Source organism: Streptomyces sp. NPDC049813, assembly GCF_044465085.1.
Lineage (GTDB): Bacteria > Actinomycetota > Actinomycetes > Streptomycetales > Streptomycetaceae > Streptomyces.
Map to the genome: position 1 here is coordinate 739,261 of NZ_JBITLI010000001.1, position 14,378 is coordinate 753,638.

At 72.1% G+C, this 14,378-nt stretch carries 12 protein-coding genes; 1 reads left to right on the forward strand and 11 read right to left on the reverse strand.

Translation table 11 applies throughout. From position 1 onward, the window contains the following. Positions 1 to 188: 188 nt before the first annotated feature. Both ACIBW6_RS03265 and ACIBW6_RS03270 read right to left on the reverse strand, forming a co-directional pair. A complete protein-coding gene (locus ACIBW6_RS03265; protein WP_399056002.1) occupies positions 189 to 908 on the reverse strand; it encodes an MIP family channel protein in 720 nt (239 codons plus the stop codon). Positions 909 to 1,047: 139 nt separating this feature from the next. Next, the gene (locus ACIBW6_RS03270; RefSeq protein ID WP_399056004.1) at positions 1,048 to 1,215 is read right to left on the reverse strand and encodes a hypothetical protein; all 168 of its coding nucleotides are present in this window, start codon (positions 1,213 to 1,215) and stop codon (positions 1,048 to 1,050) included. A 176-nt stretch (positions 1,216 to 1,391) separates the two neighbouring features. On the opposite strand from ACIBW6_RS03270, the gene ACIBW6_RS03275 reads away from it, so the two are divergent. After that, positions 1,392 to 1,604 carry a hypothetical protein gene (locus ACIBW6_RS03275; protein ID WP_399056006.1) on the forward strand — a complete coding sequence of 71 codons (213 nt, stop codon included), beginning with the start codon at positions 1,392 to 1,394 and terminating at the stop codon, positions 1,602 to 1,604. A 93-nt stretch (positions 1,605 to 1,697) separates the two neighbouring features. Here ACIBW6_RS03275 and ACIBW6_RS03280 read toward each other — a convergent pair whose 3' ends face one another. The 9 genes from ACIBW6_RS03280 to ACIBW6_RS03320 all read right to left on the reverse strand — a co-directional run bounded on the left by ACIBW6_RS03280 (position 1,698) and on the right by ACIBW6_RS03320 (position 14,206). Further along, positions 1,698 to 2,348: a fasciclin domain-containing protein gene (locus ACIBW6_RS03280; protein WP_399056008.1), complete on the reverse strand. Its 651-nt coding sequence runs from the start codon at positions 2,346 to 2,348 to the stop codon at positions 1,698 to 1,700. 206 nt (positions 2,349 to 2,554) lie between these two features. After that, positions 2,555 to 3,301, reverse strand: a complete 747-nt coding sequence (locus ACIBW6_RS03285; protein ID WP_399056010.1) for an anti-sigma factor domain-containing protein — start codon at positions 3,299 to 3,301, stop codon at positions 2,555 to 2,557. Beyond that, positions 3,298 to 3,882 carry an ECF RNA polymerase sigma factor SigK gene (gene sigK / locus ACIBW6_RS03290; RefSeq protein ID WP_399056415.1) on the reverse strand — a complete coding sequence of 195 codons (585 nt, stop codon included), beginning with the start codon at positions 3,880 to 3,882 and terminating at the stop codon, positions 3,298 to 3,300. Before sigK ends, ACIBW6_RS03285 begins: the two co-directional genes overlap by 4 nt. Positions 3,883 to 4,037: 155 nt before the next feature. Then, positions 4,038 to 5,543 carry an SDR family oxidoreductase gene (locus ACIBW6_RS03295; RefSeq protein WP_399056012.1) on the reverse strand — a complete coding sequence of 502 codons (1,506 nt, stop codon included), beginning with the start codon at positions 5,541 to 5,543 and terminating at the stop codon, positions 4,038 to 4,040. Positions 5,544 to 5,649: 106 nt separating this feature from the next. Beyond that, on the reverse strand, positions 5,650 to 7,998 hold the full coding sequence (locus ACIBW6_RS03300) for an AbfB domain-containing protein (RefSeq protein ID WP_399056014.1): 2,349 nt from the start codon (positions 7,996 to 7,998) through the stop codon (positions 5,650 to 5,652). 156 nt (positions 7,999 to 8,154) lie between these two features. Further along, on the reverse strand, positions 8,155 to 8,841 hold the full coding sequence (locus tag ACIBW6_RS03305) for a TetR/AcrR family transcriptional regulator (protein WP_399056016.1): 687 nt from the start codon (positions 8,839 to 8,841) through the stop codon (positions 8,155 to 8,157). Positions 8,842 to 9,057: 216 nt separating this feature from the next. Further along, a complete protein-coding gene (locus ACIBW6_RS03310; protein ID WP_399056018.1) occupies positions 9,058 to 11,418 on the reverse strand; it encodes a GH92 family glycosyl hydrolase in 2,361 nt (786 codons plus the stop codon). A 194-nt stretch (positions 11,419 to 11,612) separates the two neighbouring features. Next, on the reverse strand, positions 11,613 to 13,715 hold the full coding sequence (glgX, locus tag ACIBW6_RS03315) for a glycogen debranching protein GlgX (protein WP_399056020.1): 2,103 nt from the start codon (positions 13,713 to 13,715) through the stop codon (positions 11,613 to 11,615). Further along, positions 13,712 to 14,206 carry a pep a2 gene (locus tag ACIBW6_RS03320; protein WP_399056022.1) on the reverse strand — a complete coding sequence of 165 codons (495 nt, stop codon included), beginning with the start codon at positions 14,204 to 14,206 and terminating at the stop codon, positions 13,712 to 13,714. Before ACIBW6_RS03320 ends, glgX begins: the two co-directional genes overlap by 4 nt. Positions 14,207 to 14,378: the final 172 nt, after the last annotated feature.

A 14,378-nucleotide genomic window follows, 5' to 3' on the forward strand; every position in this document is an offset into this window, starting at 1 on the left:
GGGGGGGGGGGGGGGGGGGGGGGGGGGGGGGGGGGGGGCGGCCGCGCCGGGGGGGGGGGGGGCGCGCCGCGGCGGGGGGGGGGGGGGGCGGCGGCCGGCCCGGCCCCCCCCCCCCCCCCCCCCCCGCCACCCGCACGACTGCGTCGTGGTGGTGGCGGGCCTGGTCGACCGACGTGGGCGCGCGGCGCTCAGGGAGCCGCGGCGACCTCGTCGGCGATCGTGCGCTCCTCGCCCGCCGGATGCGTCACCCGGTGCGCGAGCGCGGCGATCACTCCGCCGACCAGCGGCGCGACGATGAACAGCCACAGCTGCGACAGCGCGGGCCCGCCCGCGAACAGGGCCGGGCCGAGGCTGCGCGCCGGGTTGACGGAGGTGCCGGTCAGCGGGATGCCGACCAGGTGGATGACGGCCAGGGCGATACCGATCGGCAGGCCGTCGAAGCCGGTGACGGCGACGCGGTGCGTGACCGCGAGCACGACGAACACCAGCAGGAACGTGAGGACGACCTCGGCGAGGAACGCGCCGCCCGTGTTGATGTGCACCGCGGAGCGGTCACCGTAGCCGTTGCTGCCGAAGGCACCCTTGGCGCGGAACCCCGGCACCTGCTTGGCCAGCAGGAAGAGCAGCGCCGCGCCCGCGATGCCGCCGAGGAACTGCGCGATCCAGAAGCCGACCGCGGTCCGCACGTCGATCCGGCGCGCGCACAGCATGCCCAGGGTCACCGCCGGGTTCACGTGGCACCCGGAGATCGGCCCGAGCGCGTAGGCCAGCGCCAGCAGCACGAAGCCGAAGGCCAGCGCGATGCCGAGGGTGCCGATGAACTCGACTCCCAGGACCGCGGTGCCCACGGCGATGAAGACCAGCAGCAGGGTCCCGATGAACTCGGACGCCAACGCTCTCGTGCGCATCGCCACCACCCTCACTCCCTCTACGTCGTCGGTACCAGTCGTAAGGCGAGCCTTGAGCCGGGACCGTCGGCGCGCCTGCCGGGAGCGGCGATGCAGGGCCGAACGGGTGAAGGGTGCGAAAGGTGCGGCGGCGGAGGTTTCAGCTCTCCCGGACGGGTAGGGCGTGCAGCTTCGGCAGGTTCACCACGACCGCCTCCTGGGTGCTGCGGGCGATGACGACCACGGCCTCGTCGGCCTGCGTACCCGTGGCACCGTCGTGGTGCCGGGCTGAGGCGAGTCCCGCGGCACCTAACGACCGCCTCGGCAAGCGCCTCGCCGCGGGCGTCGCCGACGCTTTCGCCGCCGCGCTTCCCGGCCGGGTGAGCGTCCTGGCCTCATGACGGGCGGGGGACAGGCGGCCGTTTTGGACACATCCGGGGTGTGTCTGGCAAGGTCGCCCGTCCGTTCCCCTATGAACCGGAAGGACGTGGCGCGGTGACCGAGGTGAGCACTCGCAGTGTCCAGGAAGCCGTCGCGGTGGAGGAGCTGCGCGCGAGCACCACGACGCTCTCCATCCCCCGGGGCTTCGACCTGTGGCAGCACGAGGAGATGGAGGACTGGCTGAGCGAGGTGGAGGACGACCCGGACGTCTCCGACACCGACTACTACCAGGCCCGCCAGGCGGTCCTGCGCGCGATGGGCAAGGACGCGGACTGACCGGCCTCCCGGCCGCACCGCGGCCGGGAACGGGAAGGCCGGACGTCCCGGGGACGTCCGGTCGGGGTTCCGCGCCACCGCCGCGGTCGTGCGTCAGCTCTTGGGCATCAGCACGGAGTCGATGATGTAGACGTTGGCGTTGGCGGTCTTCACGTTGCCGCAGACGACCTTGGCCGAGTCGTTGACCTTGTACGACTCGCCGGAGCCGGCCGTGGTGAGCTTGGACTTCTCCAGCGTCTCGAACGAGCCCTTCTCCAGGTCCTTGGGCGCCAGCTTCTGGCCCACCACGTGGTACGTGAGGATCTTGGTGAGCTGGGCCTTGTCGTTGAGGACCTTGTCCAGATCGGCCTTCGGGATCTTCGCGAACGCGTCGTTCGTCGGCGCGAACACCGTGATGTTCTCGGCGTTGTTGAGGGTGTCGACGAGGCCCGCCTTCTTCACGGCCGACACCAGCGTGGAGAGCGCGGGGTTGTGCGAGGCGGCCGTGGCGACCGGGTCCTTGGCCATGCCGTCGAAGGAGCCCGCGCCGTCCTTGGGCACCGCGGAACAGCCCGGACCGAACGGCTCCGTCATGGTCCCCATGGAGTCCGAGGGGCTCGCCGGGTCCGAAGCCTTGGAGGAGCCGGCCGAGGCGCTGTCCGACGCCTTGTCCTTGGAGTCGCTGTCGGAGCAGGCGGTCAGGGCCAGGGGCAGGACGGCGCTGACGGTCACGGCTACGGCGATACGACGCAGTTGGATACGCATGGCAACTCCTCGACGAGGTGGTTCACAAAGGCGCTCTGCCTTCGTCACGGGGAATCCGGAGCTGCCTGCCGAGCGGATTGGTCGATCACCCGGAAGAGTGAAAACCGTTCTGCGGGCCCGGAATCCCGGCCCGAATCCCGCCGCCCCGCGGACACGACGGGGCCCCGCGGGGACTCACCCCGCGGGGCCCGTGGGACCGCCCGAACTCAGGCCGGCAGCCGCATCAGCGCCACCGGCCGTGAGGTCGGATGTTCCGACCCGCCCGTGGGCTCGACGGTGATGCCCATGCCCGACGCGTCGCCCACCGCTCCGGCCATGAGGACGGTCTGCGTCGTGCGCCCCGGGTCCATCAGCCCGGCGGGCCGCATCGTGCCGGCGTCGTCGAACCACAGCTGGTAGACCTTGCCGGACGGCGGCTCGGCCAGCGAGGCGGCCACGAACACGGCCTTGTCGCGCTCGGCGGAGACGGTGACGGTGCCGCTCGCACCGTTCGGCAGCCGTGCGCCACGGGTCCGGGCGTCGGGCGCCCCGAGCACGTCGGCCACCTGGTCCGTGACCTGACGGGCCTGTCGGGCCTCCTGCCGCGCGTCCTGCGCCTCCCGGTGCTGCCACACCGTGGTCCCGCCGAGCGCGGCCACCCCCGCGAGGCAGGCGGCCAGCGCCCAGCGCGAGAGCTTGCGGCCGGTCCTGCCCGCCCCGGCGGCCGGACCGGCGACGGTGCGCGGCGGCTCCTGGCGCACCCCGTCGACGCGGCGCAGGACCGCCTCCTTGAAGCCGTCGGGCGGCGGCACGCTGACGGCGAGCCCGAGCCGCGCCGCCGTGGCGGACAGCTCCCGCACCTCTTGGGCGCAGGCCGGGCACGCGTCGAGGTGCCGCTCGAACGCGGCCTCCTCGGCCGGGTCGAGCGCATGCAGGGCATAGGCCCCCGTCAGCGTGTGCAGTTCGGCGCTCATGCGCTCACCCCCAGGCAGTCGCGCAGCCGGATCAGACCGTCGCGCAGGCGCGTCTTGACGGTCCCGAGCGGCACCGCGAGCAGTTCGGCGACCTGGCTGTAGGTGAGGCCGCGGTAATAGGCCAACGAGACGGACTGCTTCTGCAGTTCCGTCAGGGTGCGCAGACAGCGCCGCAGCTGTTCGTGTTCGAGCCGCCGCTCCACCGCCTCGGTCACCTCGTCGAACTCGGGGGTGCGCGCCAGCAGGGCGGCGCGGTGGTCCCGCGCGGCCGCGGCCTCGGCCGAACGGACCCGGTCGATGGCGCGCCGGTGGGCGAGCGTCAGCACCCAGTTGAGCGCGGTGCCGCGGTCGGTACGGTAGCGGGCCGCGTTGCCCCACACCTCGACCAGCACCTCCTGGGCCACCTCCTCCGACTGCGCGCGGTCCCGGAGCACGGCGCGGACCACGCCGAGGACCGCGCCGGCCACGGCGTCGTAGACCCCGGCGAAGGCGTCCTTGTCCCCCTTCGCCACGTCGGCCATGAGCTCCTCCAGGCTGGGTCCGGCTCCTGGGGCGGGACCGATACGGACGGCTTCCTTCACCTTCGCGACCTCCGAGCTGCGTGCGCACACGTGCGATCACGGTGCAGGAGTAATACGGAGCCGCGGCGCGGGCGGATGGGTCGGAACGCGAACGTTTTTCCGACCCCGCGGACGCCGCAGACGCCGCAGACCCCGCGGAACCGGCCGCGGGGCGGTCAGCTCCGATCGCCGCCGTGCTCCGCCGTCGCGGCGATGTTGCGGGCCATCCCGCCGAAGACCACGGAGTGGAAGGGGGCCACGCTCCACCAGTAGGCCTGGCCCGCCAGGCCGTGCGGGTGGAACAGCGCCCGCTGACGGTACCGGGACCGGCCGTCCGCCACCTCTTCCACGGACAGTTCGAGCCAGGCGAGCCCCGGCAGCCGCATCTCGGCCCGCAGCCGCAGCAGCCGCCCCGGCTCGATCTCCTCCACCCGCCAGAAGTCCAGCGAGTCGCCGACCCGCAACCGGGCCGCGTCGCGCCGCCCGCGCCGCAGCCCCACCCCGCCCACCAGCCGGTCGAGCCAGCCGCGCACGGCCCAGGCCAGCGGGAACGAGTACCAGCCGTGCTCGCCGCCGATCCCCTCGACCACGTCCCACAGCCGCCCGGGCGGTGCCTCGACCAGCTGCTCGCGCTCGTCCGTGTACAGGCTGCCGCCCGCCCAGTCCGGGTCGGTGGGCAGCGGATCGCTGGGGGCGCCCGGCACCGCGGCCGAGGACCAGCGGGTGGCGACCTGGGCCTCCTGCACGCGGCGCAGGGCGAGCGTCACGGCCTCGTCGAACCCGATCGGCGCTCCCGGCGGGTCCGGCACGTAGGCGGCGATGTCGTGCTCGTGGCAGATCACCTCGTGGCGCAGCGACTCGCACAGCGGCCGGGCGATGGAGGCGGGCACGGGCGTCACCAGGTTGACCCAGTGGCTGGACAGGCCGGGGCTGAGCATGGGGACCGGGAGCAGCAGCCGCTTCGGGAGCCGGGCGGCGGCCGCGTACCGGACCATCATGTCCCGGTAGGTGAGGACGTCGGGACCGCCGATGTCGAAGGAGCGGGAGACGTCCGCGGGCATCGTGGCGCTGCCGACGAGCGCGCGCAGCACGTCGCGGACCGCGATCGGCTGGATCCGCGTGCGCACCCAGCTCGGGGTGACCATCACCGGCAACCGTTCGGTCAGATAACGCAGCATCTCGAAGGAGGCCGAGCCCGAACCGATGATGACGGCGGCCCGCAGCACCGTCGTGGGCACCCCCGAGCCGGTCAGGATGCGGCCGACCTCGGAGCGGGAGCGCAGGTGCGGGGAGAGCGCGTGCTCCGGCACGCCCTGCGGGGTGAGCCCGCCGAGGTAGACGATGCGCCGTACGCCGGCCTTGCGGGCCTGTTCGCCGAAGACCCGGGCGGCCTCGCGGTCGGTCCGCTCGAAGTCGTGACCGGTGCCCAGCGAGTGCACCAGGTAGTAGGCGACCTCCACCCCTTCCATGGCGGCGGCGACGGACGCCTCGTCCATCACGTCGCCGCGCACGATCTCCGTGTCCTTCGCCCAGGGGTGGTCGCGGAGTTTGGCGGGGGTGCGGGCGAGGCAGCGCACCCGGTACCCGGCGTCCAGGAGTTCGGGCACCAGGCGGCCCCCGATGTACCCGCTCGCCCCGGTCACCAGGCACAGCGTCCCGTTGTCGGCCGCGTCCAAGACCACTCCCTCGTTCGGTGCTGCTGCCTCCACCCTCTGGCGGCCGGCTCGGGTCCGCCAGCGGAGGCGCCGGACGGGTGCCCGCCCGGCGCCGCGCCACACCTCGGGGCGGTCAGGGCGCCCAGGGCGCCTCCACGGCCCACGTCGTGTCCTCGGTGAACAGGTTCGGGCTGTCCGCGGCGCGGGAGCCGCCGGGGACGGCGAGGTACACCTCGGAGTTGTAGTGCCGCAGGTACTGGCCCGGGAAGTTCTGGGCCATCAGCCGGACCCCGCCCTGCCCGGGGACCGCGCAGAACGTGGCGTCGGCGCGGAACAGCGCCGAGCCGTCGCCGGCCTCCCGGTGGACGCGGAAGTCGCGGTGGCGCAGGTACTCGCCCGGATAGTTGCGCGACTCGAAGGAGTAGCAGGCGCCGTCCGCGAGACCGGGCACGACGCGCCAGGTGGCGTCGGACTTCAGCAGGGCGCTGCTGCCGCTGGTGACGACCTCGGTGAACGCGAGGGCGTCTTGGTGGCGGAGGTAGCGGTCGGTGAAGCCGGGCGTGGTGACCCGCAGCGACCGGTAGCCGGTCGGCAGGGTCACCGGCGCCGCCGGACTCCGCGAGGCGGTGATCAGCGCCTGGTTGGCCGCCTTGATCCTGGCCTGGTCGACCTTGGTCACTTGCCGGTCGTACGTCAGCAGGCCGTTGACCTCGTTCTCCACGTCGGTGATCTCGGTGTAGACGGACGCGGAGAGCCCGGCCGGCATCTGCTGGAGGCGCAGCGCGTCGACGAGTCCGACGAAGCGGTTGTTCAGATGCCCGGCGTCGGCCTGGTCCTCGTAGGAGAAGCCGTTGCCGGGCGACCACTCGTGCCCGGACACCCGCAGTCCCAGACCGCCGAACTCCCCGAGCACGGCGGCCCGCGTCGACGACGGCCGGGTCACTCCCGGGCCGACGTAGTTGTGGTGGTCGATCACGTCGCCGTTGCCGCCGTCGACCGCGCCGCAGCAGTTGATGCCGCTCATGTTGTCGACCAGGCGCGAGGGGTCCGCGGCCTTCACCTTGTCGGCGATGCGGGCCTGGTCGTACTGGCCCCAGCCCTCGTTCTCGTCGACCCACATCACCAGCGACGGGGAACTGCGGTGCTCGTCGATGATCTGGTCGAACTCGGCCTCCCACTGGGTGCGGGCCGCCGCGTCCGGTGTCCGGGTGTCCATCGCGGGCATGTCCTGCCACACCAGCAGCCCGAGCCGGTCGGCCCAGTAGAACCAGCGCTGCGGTTCCACCTTGATGTGTTTGCGGACCATGTTGAAGCCGAGGTCCTTGTGCTTCTGCAGGTCGTACTTGAGGGCGTCGTCGGTGGGCGCGGTGTAGATCCCGTCGGGCCAGTACCCCTGGTCGAGGGTGCCGGTCTGGAAGACGAACTTCCCGTTGAGCAGCAGGCGTTGCTTGCCGTCGACAGTGCCGCGCGAGATCGACCGCATGCCCGTGTAGCTGCCGACGGAGTCGGTGACCGTGGAGCCGGAGAGGAGCTCGCCCTTCACGTCGTACAGGAACGGGTCCTCCGGCGACCACAGGTGCGGGTTCGCGACGCGGATCGTCAGCTGCGCGCCGACCGCGCCGGTCGCCGTGCCCACCGTGGTGCCGCCGGAGCTGACGGTCACGCGGGCGCTCTGCCCGCTGACCCCCTCGCCCCGCACGGTGACGCGCAGCGTCGAGTCGGCCAGGTTCGGCACCATGTCGAGCCGGGTGATGTGGGCCGCCGAGGTCGGTTCCAGCCACACGGTCTGCCAGATGCCGGAGGCGGCGGTGTAGAAGATGCCGCCGCCGGGGTGCGGCGTCACGTCGTTGATGCGCTGCTTGCCGACGGCCTGGCCGCCGGTCTGGGTGGGGTCGAACACCGAGACCACGACGGTGTTCGTGCCGCCGTTGAGCAGCGGCGTGATGTCGTAGCCGAAGGCGTCGTAGCCGCCGCTGTGGACGGCGCCCGCCTGCTGCCCGTTCACCCATACCGTCGTACGCCAGTCACTGGCGCCGAAGTTGAGCTGGACGCGGCGGCCGTTCCAGTTCGACGGCACGGTGAAGGTGCGCTTGTACCAGAGCTTGTCGTTCTGGGTGATCTTGCGCTGGATGCCGGAGAGCGCGGACTCCGCGACGAAGGGGACGCGGATCTGGTCGGTGAAGGAGGCGGGCTGGCCGGCGCCGGCGGAGGTGACGGCGAAGTCCCAGATGCCGTTGAGGTTGCTCCAGTCGGGCCGGGTCAGCTGCGGCCTCGGGTACTCCGGCAGCGGGTTGTCCCGGGAGACCTGCCCGGTCCACGGGGTCGTCATGGGCGCCGGTTTCGGGGTCCAGGCGGTGGGTGCGGCCTGTGCTGCGGGGGCCAGGGCGGTGGCGCCGCCCAGCAGCAGCGCGAGGGCGCTCAACAGGATGCCGAGCGCGTGGCGCGCCGGTCTGAGGCGGGTGGGGGTGGGGTGATGGCGCATCGGAGCTCCTCGTGTCGCGGGGCGCGGCCGGGTGGATCCGTGACGGTGTTCCCGTTCTTACATCGTTGTAAGAGCCGTTTGTACGCACTGCGCGAGGACGCGTCAACGCCCCGGACACGCCAATCCGCCGAGCGGCCGACTGCGGCCGAAAACCGCTTACGCCGTCGGGGTACCGCCGCCGCGGTGCGGACCCAACTCGCCGAGGACGTCACCGAGTTGCCCGGCGGTGAGGGCGGACGCGGGCAAGGAGGTGGTGGCGGGCGCGGCCCGCAGGCCGTCGAGGAGCAGCGCGAGCGGGCGGCGCCAGGCGTCGGCGGCGACCGCGGCCGTCAGGGCCGGAACGGCGCGGCCGAGGGCGGCGAGCGCGAAGAGGACGTCCTCGGGGGTCGCGTCGGCGCGCACGGTGCCCTGCTCCCGGCCCCGGGTCAGCAGCAGGTCGAGCGTGTGCCGGTTGTGCGCGTGCACGGCCTCCAGCGCCTCGATGCCCCGCAGCGGCGTGGTCATCAGGTCGTTCGTGCCGCGGTCGGTGGCGAGCACCGCGAAGACGGCGTCGAGGTAACCGGTCAGCCCCGTCCAGGCGTCCGGGACCCGCCGGGCCTCCTCGCCCGCGGTCATGGTGCCGGCGAGCGGCTCGTGGAAGACCGCGTCGACCAGCGCGACCCGGGTCGGGAAGTGCCGGTAGAGCGTCGCGTTGCCCACGCCCGCCCGCCGGGCGATCACGTCGAGCGGCGCTTCCAGGCCCTGCTCGCGGAAGACCTCCCGGGCCGCCTCGGTCAGCAGCTCCCGGTTGCGGCGCGCGTCGCGCCGGCGGGGGGCGGTCCCGCGGTCCGCACCGGTGCTCATCGTCGTCCTCCGTCAGGCGTCACTGGGGCAGCCGGGGAGTGCTCCCCGGCGGAGATGCTATCGTCACTGCCAGGAAGCGGGGAGCACTCCCCGTTTACGGGGGGTGGACGTCCGCGGGCATCACGGGGCCGGGGGCGCCGGGAGGCCCGGCGGACGCCGCACCCGGGGTGCGGCCCCGTCGATCGCCGGTCGGGGGAGGGGCCGCACCCCGGAGTGTCAGTCCCGGGCCACGGCGGGCGGGGCCACTCCGGCGCCCCAACTCGTGGGCCGGTCCGACAGCTTGATCTTCAGCGTGCCGGAGCGCAGCAGGTCCCGGTGGGAGAGCCAGCTCGTGCGCAGCGTGCCCGCGCCGGTGCGCACCGAGGACACGTACTGGAGCTTCGACGCGTCCGCGCCCGGGGCCTCGATGGCGATCCGGCGGCCGTGCGCGGGCCGGATCTCGACCTTCTCGAACATGGGAGCGGAGACGAGGTACTTCGCCGAACCGGGCTGGGCCTCGAAGACACCGGCCATGGCGAAGACGAGCATCGACGAGGTGGCGCCGAGGTCGTCGTTGCCGGGCATGCCGTAGGCGTCGTCGGTGAAGAGCGTGCGCAGTGCGCGCAGCACCGCCGAGGTCTTCCACGGCGCACCCGTCCACGCGTACATCCAGGGCGCGTGGAAGTCGGGTTCGTTGTTCGGGTTGAAGGCGAAGTTGTTGTGGTAGTCGTAGGCGCCCGTCACCCACGACTCGGACGCCGCCTTCGCTGGGTCGCTCAGCACGGTCGGCAGGTCGAAGAACGTGTCGAGCCGCTGCTCAGCCGCCTTCTGACCGCCCATCAGACCGAACAGGGCCTGCGGGTCCTGCTGGCCGAGCCACTGGTACTGCCAGGCCGTGCCCTCGTGGAAGGCGCCGGACTGCGTGGGGTCGGGGTCGCCGGCGACGCTGCCGTCGGCGTTCCGCGTGACCGGGAAGCCGGTGAAGCCCTTCGAGGTGACGCCGGTGTCCCACAGCTTGGCGAAGTTGTCGCAGCGCGCGGCGAGCGTCGCGGCCTTGTCCCGGTGGCCGAGGCCGTCGGCCATCGTGGACAGCGAGCAGTCGGCGAGGGCGTACTCCAGGGTGGCCGACCCGGCCTGGCGGCTGTCGCCGTACAGGTAACCGGGCAGGTTCTGGTAGCCGACGAAACCGTTCTTGACGTAGGTCGGGTTGCCGTCGCGGCCGCGGAAGAGCGACTGGTCCGCGGGGACCTCGTTGGCGTTCTTCCACAGCGCCTCGAAGAGCTGCTGGGAGGTGCGCCGGTCGAGCAGTCCGCGGTTGTACAGGTCGACGACCCACGGAGTGACGGGGTCGCCGCTCATCACGTTGGTCTCACCGCCGCCCAGGCCCCAGCGCGGCAGCCAGCCGCCGTCCTGGTAGACGCGCAGCACGGACTTGGCCATGTCCGCGGCCTTGTCCGGTTCGAGGAGAGCCACCAGCTGGTTCTGCGAGCGGTAGGTGTCCCACAGCGAGAACATCTGGTAGTAGGGCGCGTCCGCGCGGTGCACCTTGTCGTCGAAGCCGCGGTAGCGGTTGTCGACGTCGGAGCCGACCGACGGGTGGAGCAGCGAGTGGTAGAGCGCGCTGTAGTACGTGCGCCGGTCGGCGGTGCTGCCGCCCGCCACCCGCATCCGGTTCAGCTCGTCCCGCCAGGTGTCGTGCGCGCTCGCCCGGGCCCGGTCGAAGGACTTCGGCTGCTCGGCCCGGCGGTTGAGCCGGGCGCCGTCGACCGAGGTGTAGGAAAGGCCCACCGAGGAGCCGACGCGGTCGCCCCCGGCCGGGTCGAAGGAGAGCCAGGCGCCCGCGCGCTTGCTGCCGCGCGTCGCGTCGCGGCGGCCCGGGGTCAGGGTGCTGTCGGTCCAGGTGCCGAACGTGTCGAACTTCCGGTCGAACTTGGCGCTGAAGTAGACCCGGTAGCGCTCCTTGCCGGTCTCGCCGCAGAAGTTGCCGCCCTGCACCCAGCCCTCGACGGTGTCGTCGCCGACCACGTGCACGTCACCGGCGTAGGTGCTGCCGTTGCTCTCGCCGGCCTCGATGAGCACGTTCTGCGGGGCCGTGCCACCCGGATAGGTGTACCGGTGCTGGCCGGTGCGCTGCGTCGCGCTGAGTTCGGCCTCGATGCCGTTGTCGAACGTCACGCCGTAGTACCCGGGCGACCGGGTCTCGTGGTCGTGGCTGAACTTCGCGGCGTATGCGGCGGGGTCGGACGAGGTGACCGCGCCCGTGGTCGGCATGAACCGGATGTTGCCCATGGTCTGACAGCCGACGCCCGACAGGTGCGTATGGCTGAACCCGAGGATGGTGTCCTGCGCGTAGTCGTACGAGGCGTACTTGTTCAGCTGGGTGTCGGGGCTCAGCTGCACCATGCCGAACGGGGCGGCGGCACCCGGGAAGGTGGTGCCGTCACCGTTGTTGCCTATCGACGTGTCGACCGACCGGGTGGGATCGGCGGCGAACCGCGCTCCCTGCTGCTGGGCGTTCGCGGTCCCCGTGGTGACGGAGGCGGACGCCACGGTGGTGATGATCAACAAGGCGGTGGACAGGCGTTTCCACGCTCTCATCGAGATCCTCTCTCGTTCGACAACGTTGTCAAATGCGTGCCTGTCGATCTTTGTGCTTCGGGTGCCGTCCCGTCAATGCCCGTCAGCGCCCGTCAGCGCCCGTCTGAGCCCGTCAGTGCCCGTCGGCGCCTGCCCCGGCACGGCGACGGGCCCGCCGTCCGGCGGGCCCGTTCACCCTCGTGCGCCCGCGCGCCCTACTCCCGCGCGCCGTCCGGCGGCCGGGACAGGACGACGAGGCTGCGCTCCGCCACCAGCAGCCGCGCCTCCGCCTTGTACTCCACCTCGTCGCTCACGCCGTCCTGCTCGGCCGTGTCGATCAGCTTGGTCCAGCGGGCACCGTAGGCGGCGCCCGGCAGCACGAACTCCGTCGGTTCCCAGAAGCAGTTGAACAGCATCAGGAAGGAGTCGTCGACGACCGTGCGGCCCTGCGGGGTCGGGGCCGGGATGCCCTCGCCGTTCAGGAAGACGCCGATCGTGTGGGCGTCCGGCCTGCGCCAGTCCTTCGGGGTCATCTCCGCCGCGTCCGGCCGCAGCCAGACGAGGTCCGGCAGCCGCCGCCCCTCCTGCGGGACCCCCTCGAAGAAGTGGCGCCGGCGCAGGACCGGGTGGGCCTTGCGCAGGGCGATCAGCTCGCGGGTGAACCGGACCAGGTCCTCCTGCTCCGCGTCGAGCCGCCAGTCGATCCAGCTGATCTCGTTGTCCTGGCAGTACACGTTGTTGTTGCCGCCCTGGGTGCGGCCCAGTTCGTCGCCGTGGCTGAGCATCGGGATGCCCTGCGACAGCATCAGCGTCGCCAGGAAGTTGCGCTGCTGTCTGCCGCGCAGCGCCCGCACCGCGGGATCGTCGGTGGGCCCCTCGGCGCCGCAGTTCCAGGACCGGTTGTGCGCCTCGCCGTCCTCGTTGTTCTCCCCGTTGGCCTCGTTGTGCTTGTCGTTGTACGAGACCAGGTCGCGCAGGGTGAACCCGTCGTGGGCGGTGATGAAGTTGACGCTCGCCCGGGGCCGGCGCCGCTCGTGCTCGTACAGGTCGGCCGAGCCGGTCAGGCGGGAGGCGAACTCGGGCAGGGACCGGTCGTCGGCCCGCCAGAAGTCCCGGACGCTGTCGCGGTACTTGCCGTTCCACTCGGACCACAGCGGCGGGAAGTTGCCGACCTGGTAGCCGCCGTCCCCCAGGTCCCAGGGCTCGGCGATCAGCTTGACGCGGCTGATCACCGGGTCCTGCTGGATCACGTCGAAGAAGGCGGAGAGCCGGTCCACCTCGTGGAACTGGCGGGCCAGGGTGGCCGCGAGGTCGAAACGGAAGCCGTCGACGTGGCACTCGGTCACCCAGTACCGCAGCGAGTCCATGATCAGCTGGAGGACGTTCGGGTGCCGCATCAGCAGGCTGTTGCCGGTGCCCGTGGTGTCGTAGTAGTGGCTGAAGTCCTCGTCGGACAGCCGGTAGTAGGACGCGTTGTCGATCCCGCGGAAGGAGATCGTCGGCCCCTTCTCGTTCCCCTCGGCCGTGTGGTTGTAGACCACGTCGAGGATCACTTCGAGCCCCGCGGCGTGCAGGTCCTTGACCATCTGCTTGAACTCGGTGACCTGCTCGCCGAGCGTGCCGCGCGCGGCGTACGCGTGGTGCGGCGCGAAGAAGCCGATCGTGTTGTAGCCCCAGTAGTTGGAGAGCCCCTGGTCCAGCAGGAACCCGTCCTGGATGAACTGGTGCACGGGCATGAGCTCGACCGCGGTCACACCCAGGGACGTCAGGTGTTCGACCACGGGCGGGCTCGCCAGCCCGGCATACGTGCCGCGCAGCTCCTCCGGCACGTCCGGGTGCGTGCGCGACATCCCGCGCACATGTGCCTCGTAGATGACCGATTCGGTGTACGAGTACGACGGCGGCGTGTCCGAGCCCCAGTCGAAGGCGGGGTCGACGACGACCCCGTAGAGGCCGTGCTCCGGGCCGCCCTCGGCCGGCGGCTGCTCGTGGACCGCTTGGGCGTAGGGGTCCAGCAGGAACGCCTCGGGGTCGCAGCGGTGCCCGGACGACGGCTCCCAGGGGCCGTGCACGCGGTAGCCGTAGCGCTGGCGCGGGCCGACACCCGGGACGTAGCCGTGCCACACGAAACCGTCGACCTCGGGCAGCGTCACGGTCCGCTCGGTCCCGTCGGGCTCCGCCAGGACCAGGTCCACCTGACTGGCAACGGCGCTGAACAGGGAGAAGTTCGTGCCGTTGCCGTCGTAGGTGGCGCCGAGCGGGTAGGGGCGCCCGGCCAGGACGCCCCCGCCCGCGGCGTTCGCCGGGCGAGCCGTCACGACGCGGTTCCGGCCGTCTCGGACGGGCGGGCCGCCTTGGCGTGCGCGACCGGGGTCCCCGGCACGGTGAGTGCCTCGCTGGACCACGGCTCCGGCTGCTTGGCGTCGAGCGGCTCGCGGTCGTGGTCGGTCTTGCGCAGGGAGAACCAGACGATGCGCTGGTTGTTCGTGGTGCAGCTGCCCCAGCCGTCGCTCAGCGTCGCGATCTGGCGCAGATGGGGGTGTGCGTCGTCCTGCCGGTCGGAGGCGTCGTGGTGCGAGACCGCGGTGATCAGGTGCTGCCCCGTCCACCACGTCTCGATCTCCACGCGCTCGACCGGATCGGCGGCCGCCGCCTCCAGCAGCAGCCCGACCCCGCGGGTCGCCGAGGTCACCAGCTTCTGCAGCCCCCAGTACCGAAGATGGGCGGCCACGATGCGCTGCATCTGTCCGACCCGCTCCAGCGAGGACTCGACCTCGACGTGGTAGTAGCGGGGATCTGTCCGGTTCATGGTTCTTGCTCCTCACCGCGTGCACTCACGCAGCCGCCGCCTCGAACGGGTCGGTGCGTACGGGTCGTGAGCTCGGGTCGCTCGAGAGTCAAGGTCCACTTTCCGGCCCGTACTCCATCCGTGCAACACGAGAGTGATCGGGTGGTGACGCTCGGCTCAACAGGACGGATGG